Annotated in this window: 19 protein-coding genes; 8 read left to right on the plus strand and 11 right to left on the minus strand. The window is 59.2% G+C overall.

The window, feature by feature from the left end; translation table 11 throughout:
- Nucleotides 1–28 precede the first annotated feature (28 nt).
- The 9 genes from AC1RT6_RS20070 to AC1RT6_RS20110 all read right to left on the minus strand — a co-directional run bounded on the left by AC1RT6_RS20070 (nt 29) and on the right by AC1RT6_RS20110 (nt 10,142).
- Nucleotides 29–472 carry a PTS sugar transporter subunit IIA gene (locus AC1RT6_RS20070; protein ID WP_079446018.1) on the minus strand — a complete coding sequence of 148 codons (444 nt, stop codon included), beginning with the start codon at nt 470–472 and terminating at the stop codon, nt 29–31.
- 33 nt (nt 473–505) lie between these two features.
- Nucleotides 506–1,195, minus strand: coding sequence for a response regulator (locus tag AC1RT6_RS20075; protein WP_472790709.1), 690 nt, complete (start codon nt 1,193–1,195; stop codon nt 506–508).
- Nucleotides 1,192–3,915, minus strand: a complete 2,724-nt coding sequence (locus tag AC1RT6_RS20080; RefSeq protein ID WP_472790711.1) for an ATP-binding protein — start codon at nt 3,913–3,915, stop codon at nt 1,192–1,194. The genes AC1RT6_RS20075 and AC1RT6_RS20080 overlap by 4 nt, the downstream gene beginning before the upstream one ends.
- A gap of 37 nt (nt 3,916–3,952) precedes the next feature.
- On the minus strand, nt 3,953–4,558 hold the full coding sequence (locus AC1RT6_RS20085) for a K(+)-transporting ATPase subunit C (RefSeq protein WP_079446015.1): 606 nt from the start codon (nt 4,556–4,558) through the stop codon (nt 3,953–3,955).
- Between the two features lie 11 nt (nt 4,559–4,569).
- Entirely contained in the window at nt 4,570–6,645 is a 2,076-nt protein-coding gene (gene kdpB, locus AC1RT6_RS20090) for a potassium-transporting ATPase subunit KdpB (RefSeq protein WP_493029629.1), read from the minus strand.
- A 239-nt stretch (nt 6,646–6,884) separates the two neighbouring features.
- Nucleotides 6,885–8,588 carry a potassium-transporting ATPase subunit KdpA gene (gene kdpA / locus AC1RT6_RS20095; protein WP_472790856.1) on the minus strand — a complete coding sequence of 568 codons (1,704 nt, stop codon included), beginning with the start codon at nt 8,586–8,588 and terminating at the stop codon, nt 6,885–6,887.
- Between the two features lie 10 nt (nt 8,589–8,598).
- Nucleotides 8,599–8,688, minus strand: a complete 90-nt coding sequence (locus tag AC1RT6_RS20100) for a K(+)-transporting ATPase subunit F (RefSeq protein WP_472790857.1) — start codon at nt 8,686–8,688, stop codon at nt 8,599–8,601.
- Between the two features lie 10 nt (nt 8,689–8,698).
- Nucleotides 8,699–8,821, minus strand: coding sequence for a hypothetical protein (locus AC1RT6_RS20105; protein WP_472790858.1), 123 nt, complete (start codon nt 8,819–8,821; stop codon nt 8,699–8,701).
- A gap of 375 nt (nt 8,822–9,196) precedes the next feature.
- Nucleotides 9,197–10,142 (minus strand): IS630 family transposase gene (locus AC1RT6_RS20110; RefSeq protein WP_472790859.1). Its coding sequence is split into 2 segments (ribosomal slippage): nt 9,197–9,803 and nt 9,802–10,142, totalling 948 coding nucleotides; the frame shifts between segments, so codons are not numbered across the junction.
- Nucleotides 10,143–10,417: 275 nt separating this feature from the next.
- Here AC1RT6_RS20110 and AC1RT6_RS20115 point away from each other — a divergent pair.
- The 3 genes from AC1RT6_RS20115 (at nt 10,418) to AC1RT6_RS20125 (ending at nt 12,224) form a co-directional block, all read left to right on the plus strand.
- A complete protein-coding gene (locus tag AC1RT6_RS20115; RefSeq protein WP_472790860.1) occupies nt 10,418–10,621 on the plus strand; it encodes a hypothetical protein in 204 nt (67 codons plus the stop codon).
- A gap of 294 nt (nt 10,622–10,915) precedes the next feature.
- The gene (locus AC1RT6_RS20120; protein ID WP_472790861.1) at nt 10,916–11,203 is read left to right on the plus strand and encodes a hypothetical protein; all 288 of its coding nucleotides are present in this window, start codon (nt 10,916–10,918) and stop codon (nt 11,201–11,203) included.
- Between the two features lie 481 nt (nt 11,204–11,684).
- Nucleotides 11,685–12,224: an alpha/beta hydrolase family protein gene (locus tag AC1RT6_RS20125; RefSeq protein ID WP_472790862.1), complete on the plus strand. Its 540-nt coding sequence runs from the start codon at nt 11,685–11,687 to the stop codon at nt 12,222–12,224.
- A 54-nt stretch (nt 12,225–12,278) separates the two neighbouring features.
- On the opposite strand, the gene AC1RT6_RS20130 is transcribed toward AC1RT6_RS20125, so the two are convergent.
- Together AC1RT6_RS20130 and AC1RT6_RS20135 are read right to left on the minus strand one after the other, a co-directional pair.
- Nucleotides 12,279–13,700 carry a UvrD-helicase domain-containing protein gene (locus AC1RT6_RS20130; protein WP_493029623.1) on the minus strand — a complete coding sequence of 474 codons (1,422 nt, stop codon included), beginning with the start codon at nt 13,698–13,700 and terminating at the stop codon, nt 12,279–12,281.
- On the minus strand, nt 13,690–15,399 hold the full coding sequence (locus AC1RT6_RS20135) for an ATP-dependent nuclease (RefSeq protein WP_472790864.1): 1,710 nt from the start codon (nt 15,397–15,399) through the stop codon (nt 13,690–13,692). Before AC1RT6_RS20135 ends, AC1RT6_RS20130 begins: the two co-directional genes overlap by 11 nt.
- An 815-nt stretch (nt 15,400–16,214) precedes the next feature.
- On the opposite strand from AC1RT6_RS20135, the gene AC1RT6_RS20140 reads away from it, so the two are divergent.
- The 5 genes from AC1RT6_RS20140 (at nt 16,215) to AC1RT6_RS20160 (ending at nt 20,441) form a co-directional block, all read left to right on the plus strand.
- The gene (locus tag AC1RT6_RS20140) at nt 16,215–16,616 is read left to right on the plus strand and encodes a DUF3489 domain-containing protein (RefSeq protein ID WP_472790865.1); all 402 of its coding nucleotides are present in this window, start codon (nt 16,215–16,217) and stop codon (nt 16,614–16,616) included.
- A gap of 62 nt (nt 16,617–16,678) precedes the next feature.
- Complete coding sequence (locus tag AC1RT6_RS20145) at nt 16,679–17,134, plus strand: DUF2924 domain-containing protein (protein WP_472790866.1); 456 nt, start codon at nt 16,679–16,681, stop codon at nt 17,132–17,134.
- Nucleotides 17,131–18,789, plus strand: coding sequence for a recombinase family protein (locus AC1RT6_RS20150; protein ID WP_493029624.1), 1,659 nt, complete (start codon nt 17,131–17,133; stop codon nt 18,787–18,789). Before AC1RT6_RS20145 ends, AC1RT6_RS20150 begins: the two co-directional genes overlap by 4 nt.
- A gap of 391 nt (nt 18,790–19,180) precedes the next feature.
- Nucleotides 19,181–19,903 carry an Arm DNA-binding domain-containing protein gene (locus AC1RT6_RS20155; protein ID WP_472790868.1) on the plus strand — a complete coding sequence of 241 codons (723 nt, stop codon included), beginning with the start codon at nt 19,181–19,183 and terminating at the stop codon, nt 19,901–19,903.
- A gap of 55 nt (nt 19,904–19,958) precedes the next feature.
- Nucleotides 19,959–20,441, plus strand: a complete 483-nt coding sequence (locus AC1RT6_RS20160) for a tyrosine-type recombinase/integrase (RefSeq protein WP_493029625.1) — start codon at nt 19,959–19,961, stop codon at nt 20,439–20,441.
- Nucleotides 20,442–20,455 lie beyond the last annotated feature (14 nt).

Consider the following 20,455-nt stretch of genomic DNA (forward strand, 5'->3'; position numbering starts at 1 on the left):
CAATGTTCACGGCGGTTCTCGACGTTGGCTAAGCGACCATCGCGCTATGGAAGGCAGCACCATCTTGCGCCTGACGAAGCGCCTGGAGCGCTTCCGCATTTCTCAACCTGCGCGCAACCGCAGCGAGCACGTTCAGATGTTCGCCAGATGTCGCTGTCGGCAGAAGAAGCAAAAACACGATATCCACGGGCTCCCCATCGATAGCCTCGAAATCAATCGGCTTCTGAAGGCGCGCGAGTACACCAAAAGCGCTCTTAAGACCTGGAATCCGTGCATGAGGAATGGCAACTCCGCCACCCACGCCGGTCGACCCAAGCCCTTCGCGCTTTAATATTTCGCATGAGACCGTCTTTTCATCAGAACTGGCGGCTACAGCCGCACGAGCGCAAAGATTGCTCAACAAATCGGTTTTGGTTGATGCCTGGACGTCCACAAGAGTGTTTTCCTCCGAGAGATAATCGGCAAGTTGCATTGTGCTTTCCACATTGTTTTTCTATCGTGAGTGTCAGTCTGGTGAGCTAAGCCGATAGCCGACCCCGGTTTCAGTCAGAATGTATTGAGGGCGCTCAGGGTCCTTCTCGATCTTCTGTCTGAGTTGGCGGACATAGACGCGTAAATATTGCGCGTCTGTCATCGAATCCCATAGCTCCCCAAGCAGAAACTTGTGTGTCAGCACCTTACCCGCATGCTGCACGAGGACACGGAGCAGGTCATATTCTTTGGGCGAGAGCTTTGCCTCTCTTTCGCCCATTCTAACAATGCGCCGAACGAGATCGACGGAGAGGTCACCTACCTTAAAGATTGGGCGTTCGCCCTGCGCTTGAAGCTGGTGGCGCAGTGCCGCACGCATGCGTGCGAGCAACTCTTCCATTCCAAACGGTTTTGTCAGGTAGTCATCAGCACCGTAATCGAGCGCCTGGACCTTCCCGGCTTCGTCGCCGCGGCTTGAGAGGACCACGATCGGAACGGATTCGCTGCGAGCACGGATCATCCGCAAGAGTTCGTGTCCCTGGATGTCCGGCAGTCCGAGGTCGAGAATGATCAGATCGGGTTCTTCCTTAAGCAATTCCATCCCCATCTTCCCGTTCGGCGCCTCGATGATCTGGTAGCCTTGTGTCGTCAATCCCATGCGTAGCAGCTTACGAATCGGCGGTTCATCATCGATGATGAGAACCTTGGATGCGGGTGCGTTCATGCGGCGGTATCCAGCGGCTGAGATTGGAGTGGAATCGGCAGGCGGATGGTGAAGGCTGCACCCGACCGGTCTGGCCGATTAGCCGCGACGATCGTGCCGTTCATCGCCTCGACGAAACCGCGCGCGATGGCCAGCCCAAGGCCGGTTCCAGCCCGGACCTGATCTGTCTTCTTTGCGCGGTAGAACTTGTCAAAGATATGCTCGAGATCAGCCTGCGGGATGCCATCGCCTTCGTCGACGACCTGGACACATACTTCATCGCCATCGCGCCAACTCTGAATTCGGATCGTCGTGTCCGGCGGGGCATATTTTGCGGCGTTGTCGAGGAGATTGAACAAGACTTGCTCGAACAGAACCGCATCGATTCCAACCATCGGAGGCTCAGGCGCCAGTTGCACATCGATCTGATGATGGAGAAGGATCTTATTGGCGCGCCACAGCGCGCTGCCGATGATCTCACTCACATCATGCGGAGCCAGGTTCGGCACGACCGCTCCAGACTCAAGCCTGGTCATGTCGAGAAGATTGGCGATGAAACGATTGAGCCTCTCAGACTCGTTGATAATAGTAGCGAGGAGATCCGCCTTTTCGATCTCGCTCAACTTGCCCGACAGATCGCGCAGCGTTCCGGCCGACCCCAGAATCGCCGCAAGCGGCGTCTTGAGGTCATGGGAGATCGAGGTGAGCAGCGCCGACCGCAACCGATCGGTCTCGACCGATCTTTTGACGCGATCCATATCCTCGACCAGATGAACGCGCTCGATGGCCAATGCGCTCTGGTCGATCAAGGCGTCCAGCAGACGGCGCTGGTCGGGCGTGAACAACGGCCCCGACCGATCGCTATCGATACCCACGACGCCGATGGTGCCGCGACCCGTGCGCATGGGCAGGAATAGCCATTTAGCCCCGGGCAGCGTGTCTGAGGCGCGACCCGCGGGACGGTCATTTTGCCACGCCCATTTCGCCGCACCGATGTCCGCTTCGTCCAGCGTATCTTCCGGTGGGTAGCCTGCCTTCACGACAATGCTTCCCTCCTCTGGCAGGAGGAAGACCACCCGGACCTTAAGCATCAACGCGGTCTGGTAGGCAGCGGCCCAGAGTACGTCATCTAGCGTGCCGACGCCCGCAAGCTTGCGGCTGAAGGCGTACAAAGATTCCGTGGTGCGGGCGCGTGTTGCCGCCGCAATGGCCTGAGTGTGGACCCTACCAGCGACATTGGAGACGAACACCGCCATGATGACGAAGAAGGCAAAGGCGGCGATGTTCGTCGGATCGGAGATCGAGAATGTATATAATGGCTCCATGAAGAAGAAATTGTAGCTAAGGGATGCAGCGACGCTGGCCAGGAGAGATGGCCAGAGGCCGAAGCGCACGGCAACGGCGACAATCGCCGTCAGGAAGACGAGATCAACGGTCTCGATGCCAACAAGTGGCAGGATCAACTTTCCGACCGCGAGCGCCCCGGCGACCGCCGCAAGCGACGCCGCAAAGGGGAGCGGATCCGCAAACTTTGGCTTCGGCGTGGTCTTCACAGATTTCTTCGAAACGATCTCTCCTGAGGTCTCGTCACCACCGATCACATGGACGCTGATGCTTCCAGAGCGACGAACCAGGTCATGCACTATCGAGCCATGCAGGATTTCGAACCAGCGCGAGCGGGTCGACTTACCGACGATGATATGGGCGGCGTTGGTGGACTGCGCGTATTTGATGATGTCGTCGGTGATCCGCCGGTCGCCACCTGGGATGGTGTTGGCATCGCCACCCAACGTCTGCGCGAGGCGCAGCGTATCGGCGATACGATCTCGCTCCTCCTCGGTGAGCTGGAGGCTCCGTCTGCCTTCGACCGACAGCGCGATGAATGATGCATGCAGGCGGTCGGCGAGGCGTTTGGCGTAGCGCACGAGTCCGGCGGCGCGGGGATCCTCGCTGACGCAGACGAGCACGCGCTCGCCGGCCGGCCATGGACCCTGGATGGCACGCGACCTCATCTCGGTGAGGAGCTGCTCGTCAACGCGCTCCGCGGTACGACGCAGCGCAATTTCCCGGAGTGCCGTCAGATTCGCCGGCGAGAAGAAGTGTTGCAGGGCACGCTCGGCCTGCTTTGGAACATAGACCTTGCCGTTTTTCAGGCGGTCAATCAGGTCGTCAGGCGTGAGATCGACCAGCTCGATGGCATCCGCCTGGTCGAAAACGACATCTGGAATGGTCTCGCGGACACGCACATGGGTGATCTGCGCGACCACGTCATTCAAGCTTTCGATGTGCTGGATGTTGACCGTGCTGTAGACGTCGATGCCGTGGCTTAAGAGCTCCTGCACGTCGAGATAACGCTTCGGATGGCGGCTGCCCGCAGCGTTAGTGTGTGCGAGCTCATCCACGAGCACGATCTGCGGCAACCGCGCAATGACCGCGTCGATATCCATCTCGTCGAGATGCTGCCCGCGATAGTCGGTCTGCCGGCGCGGAATGACCTCGAGGCCTTCCAACAGGGCGGCCGTCTCCTTGCGGCCATGCGTCTCCACCACACCCACCACAACGTCGCAGCCGTCGTTCTTCCGGGCGCGCCCTTGCTGGAGCATTTCGTAGGTCTTGCCGACGCCGGGAGCGGCGCCGACGAAAATCTTCAGCTTGCCGATACGTCTATCCTCACGCCGGGCAGCCTCCAGGAGGGCCTCCGGCCACGGACGTTGATCGTTATCGAGGTTCTGTTCTGCCATCAGGTTCTCCCGGATGGCCCACGCGGCCAGTCAACTCTTATCGCGCCTCGACCTCATTCAGGGCAAGGTTGAGGGCGAGAACGTTCACGCGCGGCTCCCCGAAAACCCCCAGAGCCCGACCCCGGATTTGCTGGTTGACCAACTCGCGGAGCTGAGCCTCCGGGATGTTTCGCGCCTTCGCTACGCGGGGAACCTGGAAGAGCGCTGCCTCCGGAGAGATGTCCGGATCGAGACCGCTGCCCGTGGTCGTCACCAGATCGATCGGCACCGGCATACCGGGGTTCTCCTGCCTGAGCTTTTCGACGTCGGCCTGTACGCGCTTGAGGAGCGCCTTGTTGGTCGGGCCTAGGTTTGAGCCCATCGAATTGGCCGCATTGTAGGGTGCCGGAACGGTCTTGGAGGAATCAGCGGGATCAGGACCGAGAGTCGCCGACGGCCGCCCGTGGAAATAGCGTTCGCTCGTGAATTGCTGCCCAATCAACTCAGAACCAATGACCGTTCCGTTGCGCTCGATTAGGCTTCCTTGCGCCTGATGAGGAAAGATCGCGCCGGCGATCCCCGTTATGGCGAGAGGATAGATGAGGCCTGTGATCACGGTAAGTGTGATGAGGAACGTGATGGCGGGACGGATTTCTCTCAGCATGATGTCTCTCCTCAGGCGAGGTGCAGGGCCGTGACCACGAGATCGATGGCCTTGATACCGATAAAGGGGATGATGACGCCGCCCAGGCCATAGATCAGCAGATTACGGCGAAGCAGCGGGGCGGCGCCAATTGCCCGGTAGGCCACGCCTCTCAGGGCGAGCGGAATCAACCCGATGATGATCAGCGCATTGAAGATGATTGCCGATAAGATCGCGCTTTGCGGGCTCGCGAGATTCATGATGTTGAGTGCGTTCAATTGTGGATAGAACGCGACGAACATCGCCGGGATGATGGCGAAGTACTTCGCCATGTCGTTGGCGATGGAGAAGGTGGTGAGCGCGCCGCGCGTCATCAACAGTTGCTTTCCGATCTCAACGATCTCGATGAGCTTGGTCGGATTGGAATCGAGGTCGACCATGTTGCCGGCTTCGCGGGCCGCCTGGGTGCCGGTGTTCATGGCAACGCCGACATCAGCCTGGGCAAGCGCCGGCGCGTCATTGGTGCCGTCGCCGCACATCGCGACAAGCTTGCCTTTGGCCTGCTCGTCGCGGATCAGGCGCAGCTTGTCTTCGGGGGTTGCCTGAGCGAGGAAGTCATCGACACCCGCCTCGGCCGCGATCGCGGCCGCCGTGGTCGGGTTGTCGCCGGTGATCATGACCGTGCGGATACCCATGCGCCGCAGCTCGGCGAAACGCTCGCGGATGCCGCCTTTGACGATGTCCTTGAGATAGATGACGCCGAGAAGCCTGCCGTCCTTTGCTACGGCAAGCGGAGTGCCACCGGATTTTGAGACGGCTTCGGCAATCGCGTTGATCTCGCGAACGACATCGGCACTCACCGTCGGCTGCAGGACCCGCACAGCGCTCCCTGCGGCCGGGGACGGCGAGCCGTTGAGATAGTTGAGGATCGCATCCACAGCCCCCTTGCGGACCCATGAGCCGTCAACCTCCATTCCGCTCATGCGGGTCTGGGCGGTAAAGGGAATGAACTTGCCGTGCAGCTCCGCAAGATTGCGCTCGCGGATGCCGTGCTTTTCCTTGGCCAGCACGACGATCGAACGGCCTTCGGGAGTCTCGTCCGCAAGCGAGGCAAGCTGCGCGGCGTCCGCGAGTTCCTGTTCGCTAACTCCTCGAAGGGGCTTGAACTCGGCAGCTTGCCGGTTGCCGAGCGTGATCGTGCCGGTCTTGTCGAGCAGGAGCGTGTCGACGTCGCCGGCCGCCTCGACCGCGCGGCCGGACATGGCGAGCACGTTGAAACGCACAAGGCGATCCATGCCGGCGATGCCAATGGCCGACAGCAGCGCACCGATCGTCGTCGGGATCAAGGTCACGAAGAGTGCGATCAACACCACGACGGAGATAGCACCACCGGCGTAGGCGGCGTAGCTCGGGATCGTCACGGTCGCGAACACGAAGATGATGGTGAGCCCGGCCAAGAGGACGTTCAGCGCGATCTCGTTCGGCGTCTTCTGCCGCTCGGCGCCTTCCACGAGCCGGATCATGCGGTCGATGAAGGTCGAGCCAGGCGCGGCGGTGATCCGCACGCGGATCCAGTCGGACAGCACCTGTGTGCCGCCCGTAACGGCCGAACGGTCGCCACCGGACTCACGGATGACGGGTGCAGATTCGCCAGTGATCGCCGCCTCGTTGACCGAGGCCACACCCTCAATCACCTCGCCATCGGAGGGAATGGTGTCGCCGGCTTCGACGAGCACGACATCGCCAACCTTGAGGCTAGTGCCAGGAACCTGTTTGGAACTCTTGCGGTCGGTCCCCGTGAGGAGCTTAGCCTGGGTTTCCGTGCGCGTGCGCCGCAGCGAGTCCGCCTGTGCCTTGCCGCGGCCCTCGGCGACGGCCTCTGCGAAGTTGGCGAACAGGACCGTGAACCAGAGCCACAAGACGATCTGAAACGTGAAACCGATGTTCTCCGCGCCCGTCCCGATGTCCTTTGCGAGAAAGATCGTTGTGAGCGCCGAAACAACGGCAACGACGAACATCACCGGGTTCCTGGCGAGGCTTCTGGGATTGAGCTTCTTGAAGGATTCGCCCAACGCAGGACCAAGGATGCGGGCTTCCATCATGTTCATGGGTTTCGACCGGCTCATATGAAAAACTCCAGCGTGTGGTTCGTGGGCAGGCCGGCAAGAGAAGACTTCAGGCCGGCGCAATCCATTGAATGACGGCGAGAACGGAGATCACGAGTCCCATGATCATCAGCAGTACACCGAGCAGACCGATAATGATTCCGGTCACACTGGCTGACGCATCCACCCGTGCCCCATTCCGTCGCTCTGGTCTCGTTGGCTCCATTGATCATGACGGACTGTCAAAATGTCCGCCCCTGGATCATCGAGATGTGATCGACGAGCGGCCCGAGCGCGAGTGCCGGGAAGAACGTCAATCCGCCGATGATGACGATGACGCCCACGACGAGGCCAATGAAGAGGCCGCTGGTCGTCGGAAACGTGCCGGCGGACTCGGGTATGGACTTCTTGGCGGCGAGCGAGCCTGCTATGGCCATGGCCGGGACGATCATGATGAAGCGTCCGACCAGCATCGCGATGCCACCGGTGACGTTGTAGAAAAGGATATTCCCGGTGAGCCCGCCGAAGGCAGAGCCGTTGTTGGCAGTCTGCGACACAAAGGCGTAGAGCACCTCGCTGAAGCCATGCGGCCCGGGATTCGCGATCGAGGCGACGGCCGTGGGATAGACGACGGCGATCGCGGTCCAGCCGAGATACATCAGCGGCAGGATCAGGATGGCGAGCATGGCCATCTTGACTTCCTTCGCCTCGATCTTCTTGCCGATGTACTCGGGCGTCCGCCCGACCATCAGGCCCGCGACAAAGATTGCGATGATGACGAACAGCAGCATGCCGTAGAGGCCCGCGCCGACGCCGCCGATGATGATCTCGCCAAGCTGCATGTTGATCAGCGGGATCATGCCGCCAAGCGCGGTGAAGGAGTCGTGCATGGCGTTGACGGCGCCACAGGAGGCGGCGGTCGTGACCACGGCGAACAACGCCGACAGGGGGATGCCGAAGCGGACTTCCTTGCCTTCCATGTTGCCGCCGGTGAGGCCAAGTGCGTTCAGGCCCGTCGTGCCGGACGCCTCCGCCCAGTAGCAGACGATAACGCCGGCCACGAACAGGATGCCCATTACGGCAAAGATCGACCACCCTTGACGGCGGTTGCCGACCATGCGGCCGAACACGCTGGTCAGTCCCGCGCCGATGGCGAAGATCGCCACCATGTGGATCAGGTTGGTGATGGCATTCGGGCTCTCGTAAGGATGCGCGGCGTTGGCGTTGAAGAAGCCGCCACCATTAGTGCCAAGATGCTTGATCATCATCTGCGAGGCGACCGGCCCTTGCGCGATCGTCTGCTTGGCGCCTTCGAGCGTGATCGCTTCCACATATGGGTTGAGATTCTGCGGCACACCAAGCGCTACAAGGACGATCGCACCGACCACGCAGATCGGCAGCAGGATGTAGAGCGTCGAGCGGGTGAGATCGACCCAGAAATTGCCAACGGTCCGCGACGATACGCGTGTAAAGCCACGGATCAAGGCCACCGCGATCGCCATGCCCGTGGCGGCGGACAGGAAATTCTGATGCGTCAGCCCGAGCATCTGCACGAGGTAGGACATCGTGCTCTCGCCGCCATAGTTCTGCCAGTTGGTGTTGGCGACGAAGCTGACCGATGTGTTGAAGGCGAGATCTGGAGCGACAGCCGTCATGCCCTGCAGATTAAGCGGCAGGAATTCCTGAAAGCGCATGAGCGCGTAGAGGAACAGGAAGCCCGCGACATGAAAGAACAGCATCGCGATCGTGTACATGATCCAATGCTGCTCGCGGCTCTCATCGATGCCGGCGACGCGGTAGAGGCCGATCTCAATTGGGCGTAAGACTGGCGACAGGAAAGTGCGCTCGCCGTTGAAGACGCGGGTCATATAAGCGCCGAGCGGAGCAACCAGCGCGACAATGATCGCGCAAAAAGTCAGGATCTGAATCCAGCCGTTGACAGTCATGACATGCCCCTTAGAACCGCTCGGGCTTGAGCAACGCGTAGGTGAGGTAGACAAGCAAGCCCGCAGAAACGAGGGCGGCAAGCGAGTAGTCGAAGATCATGGAAGCCCCCTTAGAGCTGGTCGCAGGCGTAGGTGTAGGCAACCGCCAGCGCAAAGAACCCGAGGCCGATGGCCAGCATGAAGAAGTCCAGCATTTGCCCGCTCCTGCCGAGTGAACTGTTTAGGGCCGTCACGGCGCGCTGACAGCCCTCAGAGTTTGTACGTGGCACCACAACGCATAGGAATTCGAGAGGGAACGCGGCTCCGCGGTATAGGAATTCCATAAAGATCAGCCCGCGCTCTTTCCTGGCTCAGAGGGCGCCGGTCGCTAACCCGCTGCCGCCCGCGCCGCTTTCTCCGGAGCGCAGACAGCCGTCTTCGCCACCTGGGCTGGGCCCCTAAACCCTTTCTTGATCGGAGATGGACGAAGCGCCTGTTTGGACTTGCGACCATCTGCGGCCATCTCATCTATTGAGGCGCACTGGCAGCCATACGGCGCGGGGCTCTCTTTGGCCATGCACCCACCAATTTCAATGAGGCTGCCGCATACGGCCTAGAGCATTTTCCGATCAGGTTGCGTCGTATCCAGCGGCGGCGAGATAATTTTGGCATTCATCGGGTGAGAAGCGTTTGAGAGCGTTGGCGATTGCTTGCCAGAGATCTGGCATGGTGCGCGCGGCAGCGGCGCGCAACAGCGCCTTCAATTTAGAGAAGGCCATCTCGATCGGGTTAAAGTCCGGACTGTAGGGCGGGAGATAGAGCAGGCTTGCTCCGGCCGCCTGAATGACCTCTCGAACGCCGTGGACCTTGTGAGCGGGCAAGTTGTCCATGATGACGGTGTCGCCCGGTTGTAACGATGGGGCGAGTAATTGTTCGACGTAGGCCAAGAAGACTTCGCCATCCATGGGACCGTCCAGGACAAGCGGTGCGATCAGGCCGCTGGAACGCAATACAGCGGTGAATGTCGTGGTCTTCCAATGTCCGTGAGGGACAGCAGCACGACATCGCTCGCCGCGCGGCGAACGTCCGTAAAGTCGCGCCATTTTGGTATTGGCGCTGGTTTCGTCGATGAAGACGAGGCGCTCAGGGTCAAGATCGACTTGCCCTTCGAACCACTCCTCACGCGCGGCATTTATATCGCCGCGCCGTTGCTCGGCGGCGTGCGCTGTCTTTTTTAAGTGTGATCTTTCTGCGCTGGAAGAAACGCCAGAGCGAAGCGATGCCGGCCGATACTCCACGACGTTTCAACAACTCTTGCAACTCGGCGAGCGTGATATCCGTCTTCACCGTCACCGCGTCCAAAATCAATTGTGAATGTGCTTCGATCCGCTGCGATCTGCGGTCACCGCCCGGTCGTTTAGGAACGACGTCGCCAGCTTCCTTGCGACGACTGCGCCAGCGGATCGCGCTGGCCGCGCTGATACCAAAATGCTCGGCGGCCCGCCGACAGGACAAGCCATCGTCAATCGCGGCGACCACCCTTTGGCGAAGATCAACGGAAAGCGCCCTGGTCATGCATGCTGACCTCCCTCGCCAGCATCCAGCTTGAATCTGACTCGCGCCGTTTTGGGAATCCCAACCGATTCATTCCGGTCGGAAAATGCTCTAGCTGCGGGCCTGGCGCGATTGGCATCTTAGTCATCGCCATGCCGCGTCAGTGACATGGCTTCTTTATTTTGCGCTTATGAAATTACCTGGCCTCCCGCCTCGATTTCCTATGTCGAGATGTGCACCTTGCCGAGTGTCCGACGACACTGTGCGGATCAACGTTTTACTCAAGGAGGCGCCCCATGTCGCTTACAGTTCATCTCGCAAGCATGCCCCGTCGGACGGGAGCAAACGCCGCAGCACAGCCGATTTCTGAGAAGTCGCTGACTGTGGAGCCGCACGGTGCCCCCGCTGTGATCAAGCGTGTTGGCAAGGCTCTGGTCATGCTGACCGGCGTCGCTGTCGTTATCGGCGCGATCACTGCATTCAAAATCTGGATGTGGTGACCACCGGATCTCAATGACCGGCAAGTCCAGCTGATGAACTTCGGATCGATGGTTTGAGTCCGATGTCCAGGCAAGTTGCGGCCATCATGAGGTCAGTCCGAAAACACCTCCCCATCTGGTACGCCGAGGGATCGGAGCGCGCAGACGTCGACAAGCGCACGAACGCAAGTTCTATCGAAAAATACAATGCCTATCGCCGCACAAACAACCTCATCCCGTTCTGCGAGGATGATTGGAAACGTGCCGCCTCCGAGACACCTAAGTCTCTGGCTCCCTGTTGGAAAGACATGCACCATGAACAACCAAGAACCTCCGAGTACGAGCAACCTCTCGCACACTCTTCTGTTGGTTGGCCAGAATAGCAGCGGCCGTTGGATCGTCCGCAATCAGTGTGGTAGTCGCGGCGGTCTGTTTGTTGATCGCGCTCACGCCATCAAGTTCGCGATGTTCGAGAGCGGACGTCGGCCGCAAGCCGTCATCATGGTTCCTGGCGTGCTTGAGCTCGACTTGAGCATCAATCCGAACGCAATCGTGCGGCCCGCGTCGGGGGTCGTGGGGACTGAGTTGCAGCGGGCGGCATGAGGCGCGCATGTTCGAAGAGCTTCGCGGTCTAGGTTACGTCGGGGCTACGAGGCGGTTAGTCGGTATGCGTGGCCCTGAAGCCAAGAGCGTGGCCCGTCGACCACCTCGGCCTTCTCTGCGCGCTTAAACTGGACAGCCGATATCGACGAATAGGAGATTCGCTTCTCGCCTCCCAATTCATGACTTAGCAGTCCGAGCACCATTGTACGGCGTATGACGAGGCAGTCCTCGTTCTGGCCGGGCAAATTCAGTTTTCGATCTTGGGCGGTGTCGAAAACACCAAGGGTCGTCTCGCTACAATCGATGAGGAGAACAGCCTGGACGCCGGCGACGGAGCAACTTGAGAAACTTGCCTCGTTTCTGAAAATGGGATTGTTGAACCAGCAGGAGTTCGACCTTCAAAAAGTCCCGCTCTTGAATGCATTTCCCATAGTTTCGGCTTCTAACGAAAAGCCGCTAGGGCATCGCACAGAGCCGGCGCTTGAGTGAGTTGACGTTTCTCTTTGACGGCCCGGCGCGGGCTGAACGGACCATTCTCCTAGTGCATTGCGCCGGCGCCCCAATAGAATCGCCATCCCTCACAGCGACAGCGAAAGCCCTGGCGGGGTCCGGCTTTCGCGTTGCTCGTTTCGAATTCGCCTATATGGTTGGCCGACGAACAGGAGTTCGAAAGCTGCCTTCGCGCGCGGAAAAGCTCAATCCCGAATATATCACTGCCGTCGATGCGCTCCGCCCCAAGGGACCGCTCATCATTGGCGGCAAATCAATGGGCGGCCGCGCGGCAAGCATGGTCGCCGACGAGCTTTTCGCCTCCGGTAGGATCCGCGGTCTGCTCTGCCTTAGTTATCCATTTCACCCGCCAGCAAAGCCTGAGCAGTTGCGCACCAAACACCTCGTGGACGTGAAGACGCCGACTCTGATCGTCCAGGGAACGCGCGACCCGTTCGGCACCAAGGAGGAGGTTTCGATCTATCCGGAGCACCACGCGGCTCTTATGCGAAGATTCCGGCTTTCCCACTAAGTGGCGCTGTATTGCCCAAGTTGCTGCGCATCTAAAGGGATGGCAGAGGCTCGATTAGCGAGCCGGTGAAAGAATATTGCCGTGATTGCAGATAATTAACTGTCGGGCTCCACGCGTCATCGCCACGTACAGGTGATTGGCGGTTAGGCTTTCAGTCTCAAGAATGACGCACGTTTCGGCCTCCAAACCTTTTAGCAGAAGCGTACTTCCGACTGTGCGTTTTGCGAGCGGTCTGCCGACGAGACGGGACTGCTCTCGTACCGTAACGGCTGCTTCGATGGGCGAAACGCCTGTTTGATCGCAAATCTTGAGGAGATTATATGCGCCACGGAGGATCGCCGGGCGATGGGAACGAACGCCGCCTTCTTCATTGATAGCGGCCAATACCGCGCCTGCCGCAGCATATGTCCTTTCGGTCTCGAACCGCAGAGCCGCCGCTTCGGCATTGGATGCAGCGCGGCGCTCGCGTCCTGCACGCAGCGTAGCTAGCCTGGACATCATGTCATTAGCGCCGACATTCACCATGACAGTGTCTGCAAACCAAACAATCTGTTGAGTGGCGTTCGCCGATCTAACGTCAAACCGGTTCGCAAACGCCGTCAGATCGGTGAGATCGACATTCTCGACAGTGACAGCTCCAGGAATTTGAGATGCGTATCTCTGTTGCGCCGCTGGTTTGTAAAAGTCGGCAATGATGAGAACCTTTTCATCGCCCGGAGCACTACACCTGCCAGCAGCGAGGCGTGTAGCGTGATCGCTCGTATCGCCAGCAAGGGGAACCCATCTGACATTTGCAGGTATTGGCCCGCTTAGCTCAATGCTGCCGCCTGCTTCTAAGACGGGACGAACGCCGAGAAGCCACCGACCGAATGCTTCTTCGGCGACGCGTATCCATCTATGTGGCGTGCTGAGCTGACCGACGACAGGGAAATGCTGACAGACCTCTGCACTCCAATCCGGTAGCGGATCTCCGAAACCGAAAATAGCTTGCATAGGGTCGCCCAACAGCACCGTTCGTAGCGCGGTCGCTGCGTTACAGACAATGCCGTGCTGTCGCTGCGAGCAATCTTGGTATTCGTCGACAATAAGTCGGTCGTAAGTTGCGCGAAGCACGTCGTCTATATGACGACCGTGCAACAACCGCCACGCGGCTTCTCGAATAAGCGGATAATCGCGCTTGCGATCATGTAGCAATAGCGCAATCGGATCGATGCCCGAACTCTTTGGGAACGTTTTGACGAGCCGAATGGCCCAACCATCAATGGTGTAGAGGCGATAACGTGACGCTGGGACATTTTCGCGGTCTAGCCTCGTTCTTAGCGCAGCCACCCCGGCATTGGTGTGAGTGAGTACGAGGATTGGTTTTGAGCCGGTATGTCGAATGAGTGCATCTGCAATGAGATGCGTCTTACCGCAACCGGCTGGCGCAGTAACAACGCCGCGATCAATCGCCAACAAGTCGATCTCAACTGGCACCGTGCAACCATCCCCAAATGCCGTTGATGATTGCGAGAAAACCCGCATCGCTGTTGTTGAGATGCAACGCGACTACATCGCGACCGATCTCTTCAGCCCGAGAGACGTTCTTGAACCAAGAATTGTTTTTCACTTTCGAAGCTTGAGCCAGCACGGTGCGCGATTGCGGTGTCACGGCGATCTTGCATGATGCTAGATTGAGAGTTCCGTTGCTCAAAGTCCTGATTTGGCTGTCGATAAGCTCGGGGCCGACAAACATTTCGGCCTTTGCCAAAAGCGCGAGGACTGCCTGATCCGGAAGACATTGGAACAATTCGTCTTCCAATGCGCGTCCCGTTCGCCACTTGAACAAAGTGCCGCCATCTGCCTGAAAATTCGCTTCTGTGTTCGCATCAGGCTGTTCATCGTCGTCGCGAAGAACTGCCACGCGATAGCGAAGACCGCGAAATGGATCAGCTCTGTTGTAAAGTCTGGTAACACCGTTGGCGTCCACCAGGCTCACCCCGCTCGCGTGGAGAGATGTTTGGCCAATGGACGTCAAATATTGGTCGAGCCCACGTAAAAGACCGACCTCGGTTGCGCCTTCGCAGACCAAAACGGAAGGCGCAATGAAAGCCTCAGGGAAGCTGCGGATCGTCCCCTGGACGTCATTTTGCGCGCCAACCACTGTTGCTGTGTGCACGCCACCAGCTTTTCTGACCACGACAAGCTGGTTACCAGATAGCTCCCGGATCGCAACGGGCGAGTGCGTCGTGATGAAGCCTTGCAATGGCGGCTGCGCTTCCTTTGCTCCGAGCGAGCCAAGAAGCCGTAGAATGCGGTGCGGCTCAAGGCCATGTTCGAGTTCATCGATCAAGATGACCGAGGCGTTAGCAGCCGCTTTGCGCTGCAATCCCGATAGAAGCAGACGCGTCGAACCGACTCCAAGGGCTCGCAGCGGAACGCCGTCTTGGCCGTGCAAGGCAATCGTGCCGCCGCTAAATGAAACGGAATGCGCGTCAAGCATCGCCTTGAGAGGACCACCAGTGGCGATACCCAGCTCGTTCGCGGTTTGCGTGACGATTTGTAGGGTGGTGCCAAGCTGGGCTTCCGCAGCGTCCCCGAAAGCAAGCCGTGCATCACGTGCGGCCTTGGCGAGTGCGGCGGAAGTTTCTACCCGCTCTTCGGAAAGCTTGTTCAAGACCGAACCTCGCCGCCATGCGAGATTATGGTCAGCAAGTGCGCCAATCCGATTTGGTGAAATCCGGGCTCGATCTGACCAGGTGAGGAAACGCCTTTGCTCACGCAAATCCTCGCGGCCAGAGACGAGACTCCAGACCGGGTCAAGATCACCAGCAACGGTGACATTGACGGTCAGGACGGTTTCGTAACCTGCTTGCGGCTCGTCAGCGACCGCCCCGTTGGCGGAATTGAAACTGCGCAGATAGGGAGCGTAGGTTTCTAAGCTCTTTAGGCCATCGTCGAGTTCTCCAAGCGTGATTGAGATCGAGATGGGCCGCTCGACATCGAGCCCGTGGAAATCGGCATCCGTCAGATTGGTACTACGGCGCGCGCCAAGGCAGAGATCGATCGCATCAAGGATCGATGATTTGCCGGAGTCGCCGGGGCCGATGAGGCAATTGAGACCTTGCCCGGGATACCAGGTGAGCTGCTGAATGCAGCGATAATTCTCAATGCTGATGATGCGGATACGAGCCAATGTTCCTCCGGCAGCAATATGGTCGAGTAAAACATAACCGGACGATGGGCGCAGGGAGAGCGAAAATCTCCCGCGCGGGTTCAGGGGCAAGGCTCCTGACCATGGGGGACTTACAGGAAGATCGAAGTTCGCCTGCGAGTGATTGCCGGCGAAACGGTCTATGACGCGACTTCGGCTCGAAGCCGTTAAGCCGCGTCACAAGCCGGAGGGGATGCAATGGGGGCGCGCGCAGCGGTCCCCATTGCCAAGATGGTGCGCGTATTACCGCACTCTTGCGGTTCATCTGAAACGCCTTTTCGAACTTCGACATAGTTTGCAAATACCGTCTTGCAAAAGCAGACCGGCTAAATTTAGCGCTGGGATTGCTCCAACGATTTTCCCTTAACCCGCAAAAGTACAAACACGCTGCGCTGTGTTTTTTTTCAGATACTGCGCCCATTTGATGATGGCAATGCTGCTTTCCTTGGCGGTCCATCCTGTACCGAGTTGGCGACCTGGTGCGTGCAAGTGCTAAATCGACTGCCGACGGTGAGGTAGCCGGGGGTCAAAGCTTTAAAACCACAAAATTACATTATATTTCAGCGATGTCGCGGAGATAGTAGGATTCGAACCTACGGTGCTGTCGACCACACGGACGAGTTCAAAAGAGCAGTAAGATTGCTCAGAAACGACTGGCATTGCTGGGCGATTGGAGCGTTACTGTCGGCGCGTTGAGTGCCTGCTTCGGCACTTAATGGCCTGCCCCGCCGGCGTGTTCGCCGTGACGGGGCTTCCGGTGGTGGCAGCGATGATGCTGCCGCAACTGGAGAGGTTACATGGCGAAAGCACAGCCCCGCAAAACCGCATCTCGATTAGCGGTAGCACCCAGCCGAGCAAAGCCGGCGCGCCCTTCGTCGGATAAGACCGCCAAAGCTGCGGCCGTCAAGAAGGTCAGGTCCGCACCAGCTCAATACTTGAATCCGCCAGTGAAGCATCGCGCCGGCAGCAAGCAAGCCCGGGTGATCGAGATGCTGATGAAGCCTAAGGGTACAACGATCGACGACATCATGAAGACCACGGATTGGCAACAGCATTCGGTGCGCGGCTTCTTCGCTGGCGTCATACGAAAGAAGCTCAAGCTGACGTTGATTTCGGAAGCGTCTGAAGCCGGTCGGATCTACAAAGTCACTGGCAACGCCGCCGCGACCGATTCGAAACCTGGCAAGGCTGCGGCCTGATGCCAATCGCAGGAAGGTCAGGATCACGCAAACCCGTCAGTCGACGGCTTACAAGGTTGTCAATGGACGAGGAGATTGCGCATCTGCGCAGTCGCGATCTGATCGGCCTAAAGTGCCGCTGGCAGAGCGTTGTGGGGCGCCCCGCCCCCGAACACCTACCCAAGCATTTGCTGTTCGGCATCCTCGCCTATCGCATCCAGGCCGATGCGCTTGGGGATCTCGATGCAGGGACGGTTCAACTTCTGAAGCGTGCGGCTACCGTAGAATCTTTGGGCGAAATCTTGCCGCTCGTAGCGGCCCAGGATCAGCGCAAGCAAGCCATGGTGCCCGGCACTTTCCTAACCCGGGAGTGGAACGGGCAGCTTCATCGGGTGATGGTCGTCGAAGGCGGCTTCGCGTTCGAGGGGAAGACCTTTGACAGCCTGTCCAGGATTGCATTTGCCATCACCGGCACAAACTGGAATGGACCCCGCTTTTTTGGTTTGCGTGGCGGAAATGGCAAGGGAGTGCGAACATGAAGCCGGCCGACAACCGGGTCGTCCGGTGCGCGATCTATACGAGGGTATCCACCGACTCCGGCCTCGATCAGGAGTTCAACTCGCTGGATGCGCAGTATGACGCATCCCAAGCCTACATCCGAAGTCAGGCGCATGCCGGTTGGACGCTGGTCAAGGGACGATATGATGATGGCGGCTTTTCGGGGGGATCGACCGATCGGCCTGCCCTGCAGCGATTGCTGGCGGATGTCGTGGCCCATCGGATTCATATTATCGTCGTCTATAAGGTAGACCGGCTGACCCGCTCTCTGGCTGACTTCGCCAAGCTGGTCGAACTGTTCGATGCCCATGGCGTCTCGTTTGTTTCGGTGACCCAGCAATTCAACACCACCACATCAATGGGGCGCCTGACGCTGAACGTCCTGTTGTCTTTTGCGCAATTTGAGCGGGAGGTCACTTCGGAGCGGATCCGCGACAAGATCGCAGCTTCAAAACGCAAGGGACTATGGGTCGGCGGCATGGTTCCTCTGGGCTACATCCTCAAGGATGGTCAGCTTCACCTTCAGGAGGAAGAAGCCAATATCGTTCGGACGATCTTTCAGCGCTATCTGGAACTCGGCAGCGTCAACCGCCTCGTCAAGGACCTAAAGGAGCGTGGCTTTCGGTCCAAGGTCCGGAAGCTAGCGTCAGGCGGAACGCGAGGGGGTGTTCCGTTCACGCAGGGACCGTTGTTCTACATGCTGCGGAACCACTTCTATCTCGGCGAGGTCAGGTTTAAGGGCGAGATTCTGCCTGGACCTCAGCCGGCCTTGCTCGACCGCACACTGTTTGACGCCGTTCAGCAAAGGCTGACCGAACAGTGGTCACATCGCACGACGACACGTATCCGAACCCGGGCCCTTCTTGCAGGGCTGCTGTTTGATGACGCCAATCATCGCATGATCTTGACCTATTCGAGTCGGGACCGCGTTCGACATCGCTATTACGTCTCTGCGCCCTGCATTCGGGGTCGCACGGATGAACCGGTTGGCGCTGTCACCCGCGTGCCTGCGTCAGAGCTAGAAGCCACGATTTCCAAGTCCGTCATTGCCAACACGGACATAGATGATCCACTTTCGAACGAAACGTTGTCTCGAGAAACCCTTGAGCGGTTCGTCACCCGGATTGAGGTTCGCAAGAACCAGTTGGCCATTCATATAAGGTCTGGCGAAAACGATAATCAGCGGACCCATAACCACCACGATCCGGATCCGGCTGAACACCGCGCCCTCACCTCGCGCACCGTCGTCGTGCCCTGGAAGAAGCCATCGAGGCCCGCCCGCGAGATCCTGTTGCCGGTGAATACACCCGAGCATCGCGCCCGGCCCATGAAGGCCGAACGCCGATCGGCTCTCATCCGATCGATCGGCCGCGGCCGGCGTTGGCTTCAGGAAATCGTCGACGGCCGCGAGACAATCGAAAGCCTCGCCGCCCGCCAACATTGCAGCACGCGACAGATCACTATGACGATCTCGCTCGCCTTCCTTGCGCCGGCGCTTGTGACAGCGGCCGTTGAAGGACGTTTCCCGCGCGGGATCGGTGTCGCTACCCTCCGCGATGCGCCGGCGGAATGGTCTCAGCAGATGCGTCGGCTCGGATTAGCACCCACAGCCGCAGCCGGTTCTGCCAATCGGTGACCCCGCCTTATCCCTCTGCCCAATTCCCAGGAACGGGAAATTGCGCCGCAGAGACAGGACCCCAAAACCACCCCGGACGGGTCACAGAGACCGCGCCCCCCAGATCGAAATGCGGAAAAGCCCGCCATTAGCGGGGCTTTTGAGACGGTCTCTGGAAATGCGAAAAATAACAGACTGGGTGGTGGGCGCGACAGGGATCGAACCTGTGACCCCTACCATGTCAAGGTAGGAGAGCGGAGTTTCTGGGGATTGTGCCAGATTTCCAAGATCTACTTTTCGCGTTGAAAAACAGCATATTGCTGGACCTTCGGATCGCCTGGGATTACCATACGTCGATCGTAATTTCCCTCTTCTGCTTCCGATTTGCTTCCAGTTTTTGCTGAAACCTCACATGCCGAACCTGACCAAGCGCGTCGTTGACGCGGCCGAGCCCGCCCACTCCGAGTTCTTTATTTGGTGCAGCAGCACGCCGGGCTTTGGCGTGCGCGTCTATCCATCTGGCAAGCGCGTGTTCGTATGTCAGGTGCGCGTCGGCCGAGCGACACGCCGTGTGAAGATCGGCGTCTATGGTCCTTACACGGTCGATCTGGCGCGCCAGCGGGCTCAGGAAATTATCCGCGTGGCTTCGGAAGGTCGCGACCCCCAGCGAGAGAAGATCGAGCTGCGGAACGCCATCACCGTAGGGGAGATGTGCGACAAATATCTCAAGGCGGCCAGCGCCAACCTCGTGATGACCCGGTTTGGCCAGCCAAAAGGCAGAGCAACACTCAAGATTGATGAGGGACGGATTGCTCGTCACTTAAAGCCGCTTCTCGGCAACCTCCGCGCGCGAGATGTAACGCAAGCCGACGTTCAGCGCATGGCCGACGCGGTTTCCGAAGGTCGAACCGGCGGTGTGTTCAAAGGTAAGCCGCGCGGCAAAGCCGTGGTGACGGGGGGTGCTGTCGCAGCAACGCGCACCGTCGGCTTACTCGGCGGCATCTACGCCTGGGCGGAAAAACGAAATCTGGTGCCCGGCCCCAATCCCGCCCACGGCATCGAAACGGCGCGTTGCGTCGCCAAGGAGCGGACACTCAGTGTCACTGAGCTTGCGGCGCTAGAAGTCCCTAGATGAGGCAACGGCGAGCCCGAACGCAGCCGCTGCAATCCACCTGATTGCATTAACCGGAATGCGCCGAGAGGAAGCCTGCGGCCTTCGGTGGCGGGAAATTGACCGGGCAGGATCGTGCGTGCGGCTCGAAGGCAGCAAAACTGGTCGCTCAGTCCGCCCCCTTGGACGTGCGGCGCTCGAACTGCTGCAGTCCATACCGCGGTCGTCCGAGGAATGGGTATTTCCGAATCGCACAGGGACTGGCAGTGCTGATTTGAAAAAATCGATTGCGGCGGTCTTTGAGGCTTCGGGCATCCACGATGCGCGCTCTCACGATCTCCGGCGTACATTCGCGAGCGTCGCGGCCGATGAGGGCTACAGCGACTCCAGCATCGGCGATCTGCTCGGTCACGCACGCCGCGGCGTCACCGCGCGCCACTACATCCGTCGGCCAGATGCGGCGCTTGTGGCGGCAGCAGACCGCGTGGCCGATCGAATTTCGCGAGCCCTTAACGGCGACCAAGACGTATCCGGGCAAGTCATCGAATATAGGCGGGCGTAGATCACGCTCTCGAG

This window comes from Nitrobacter sp. MLSD-S21 (assembly GCF_058809865.1).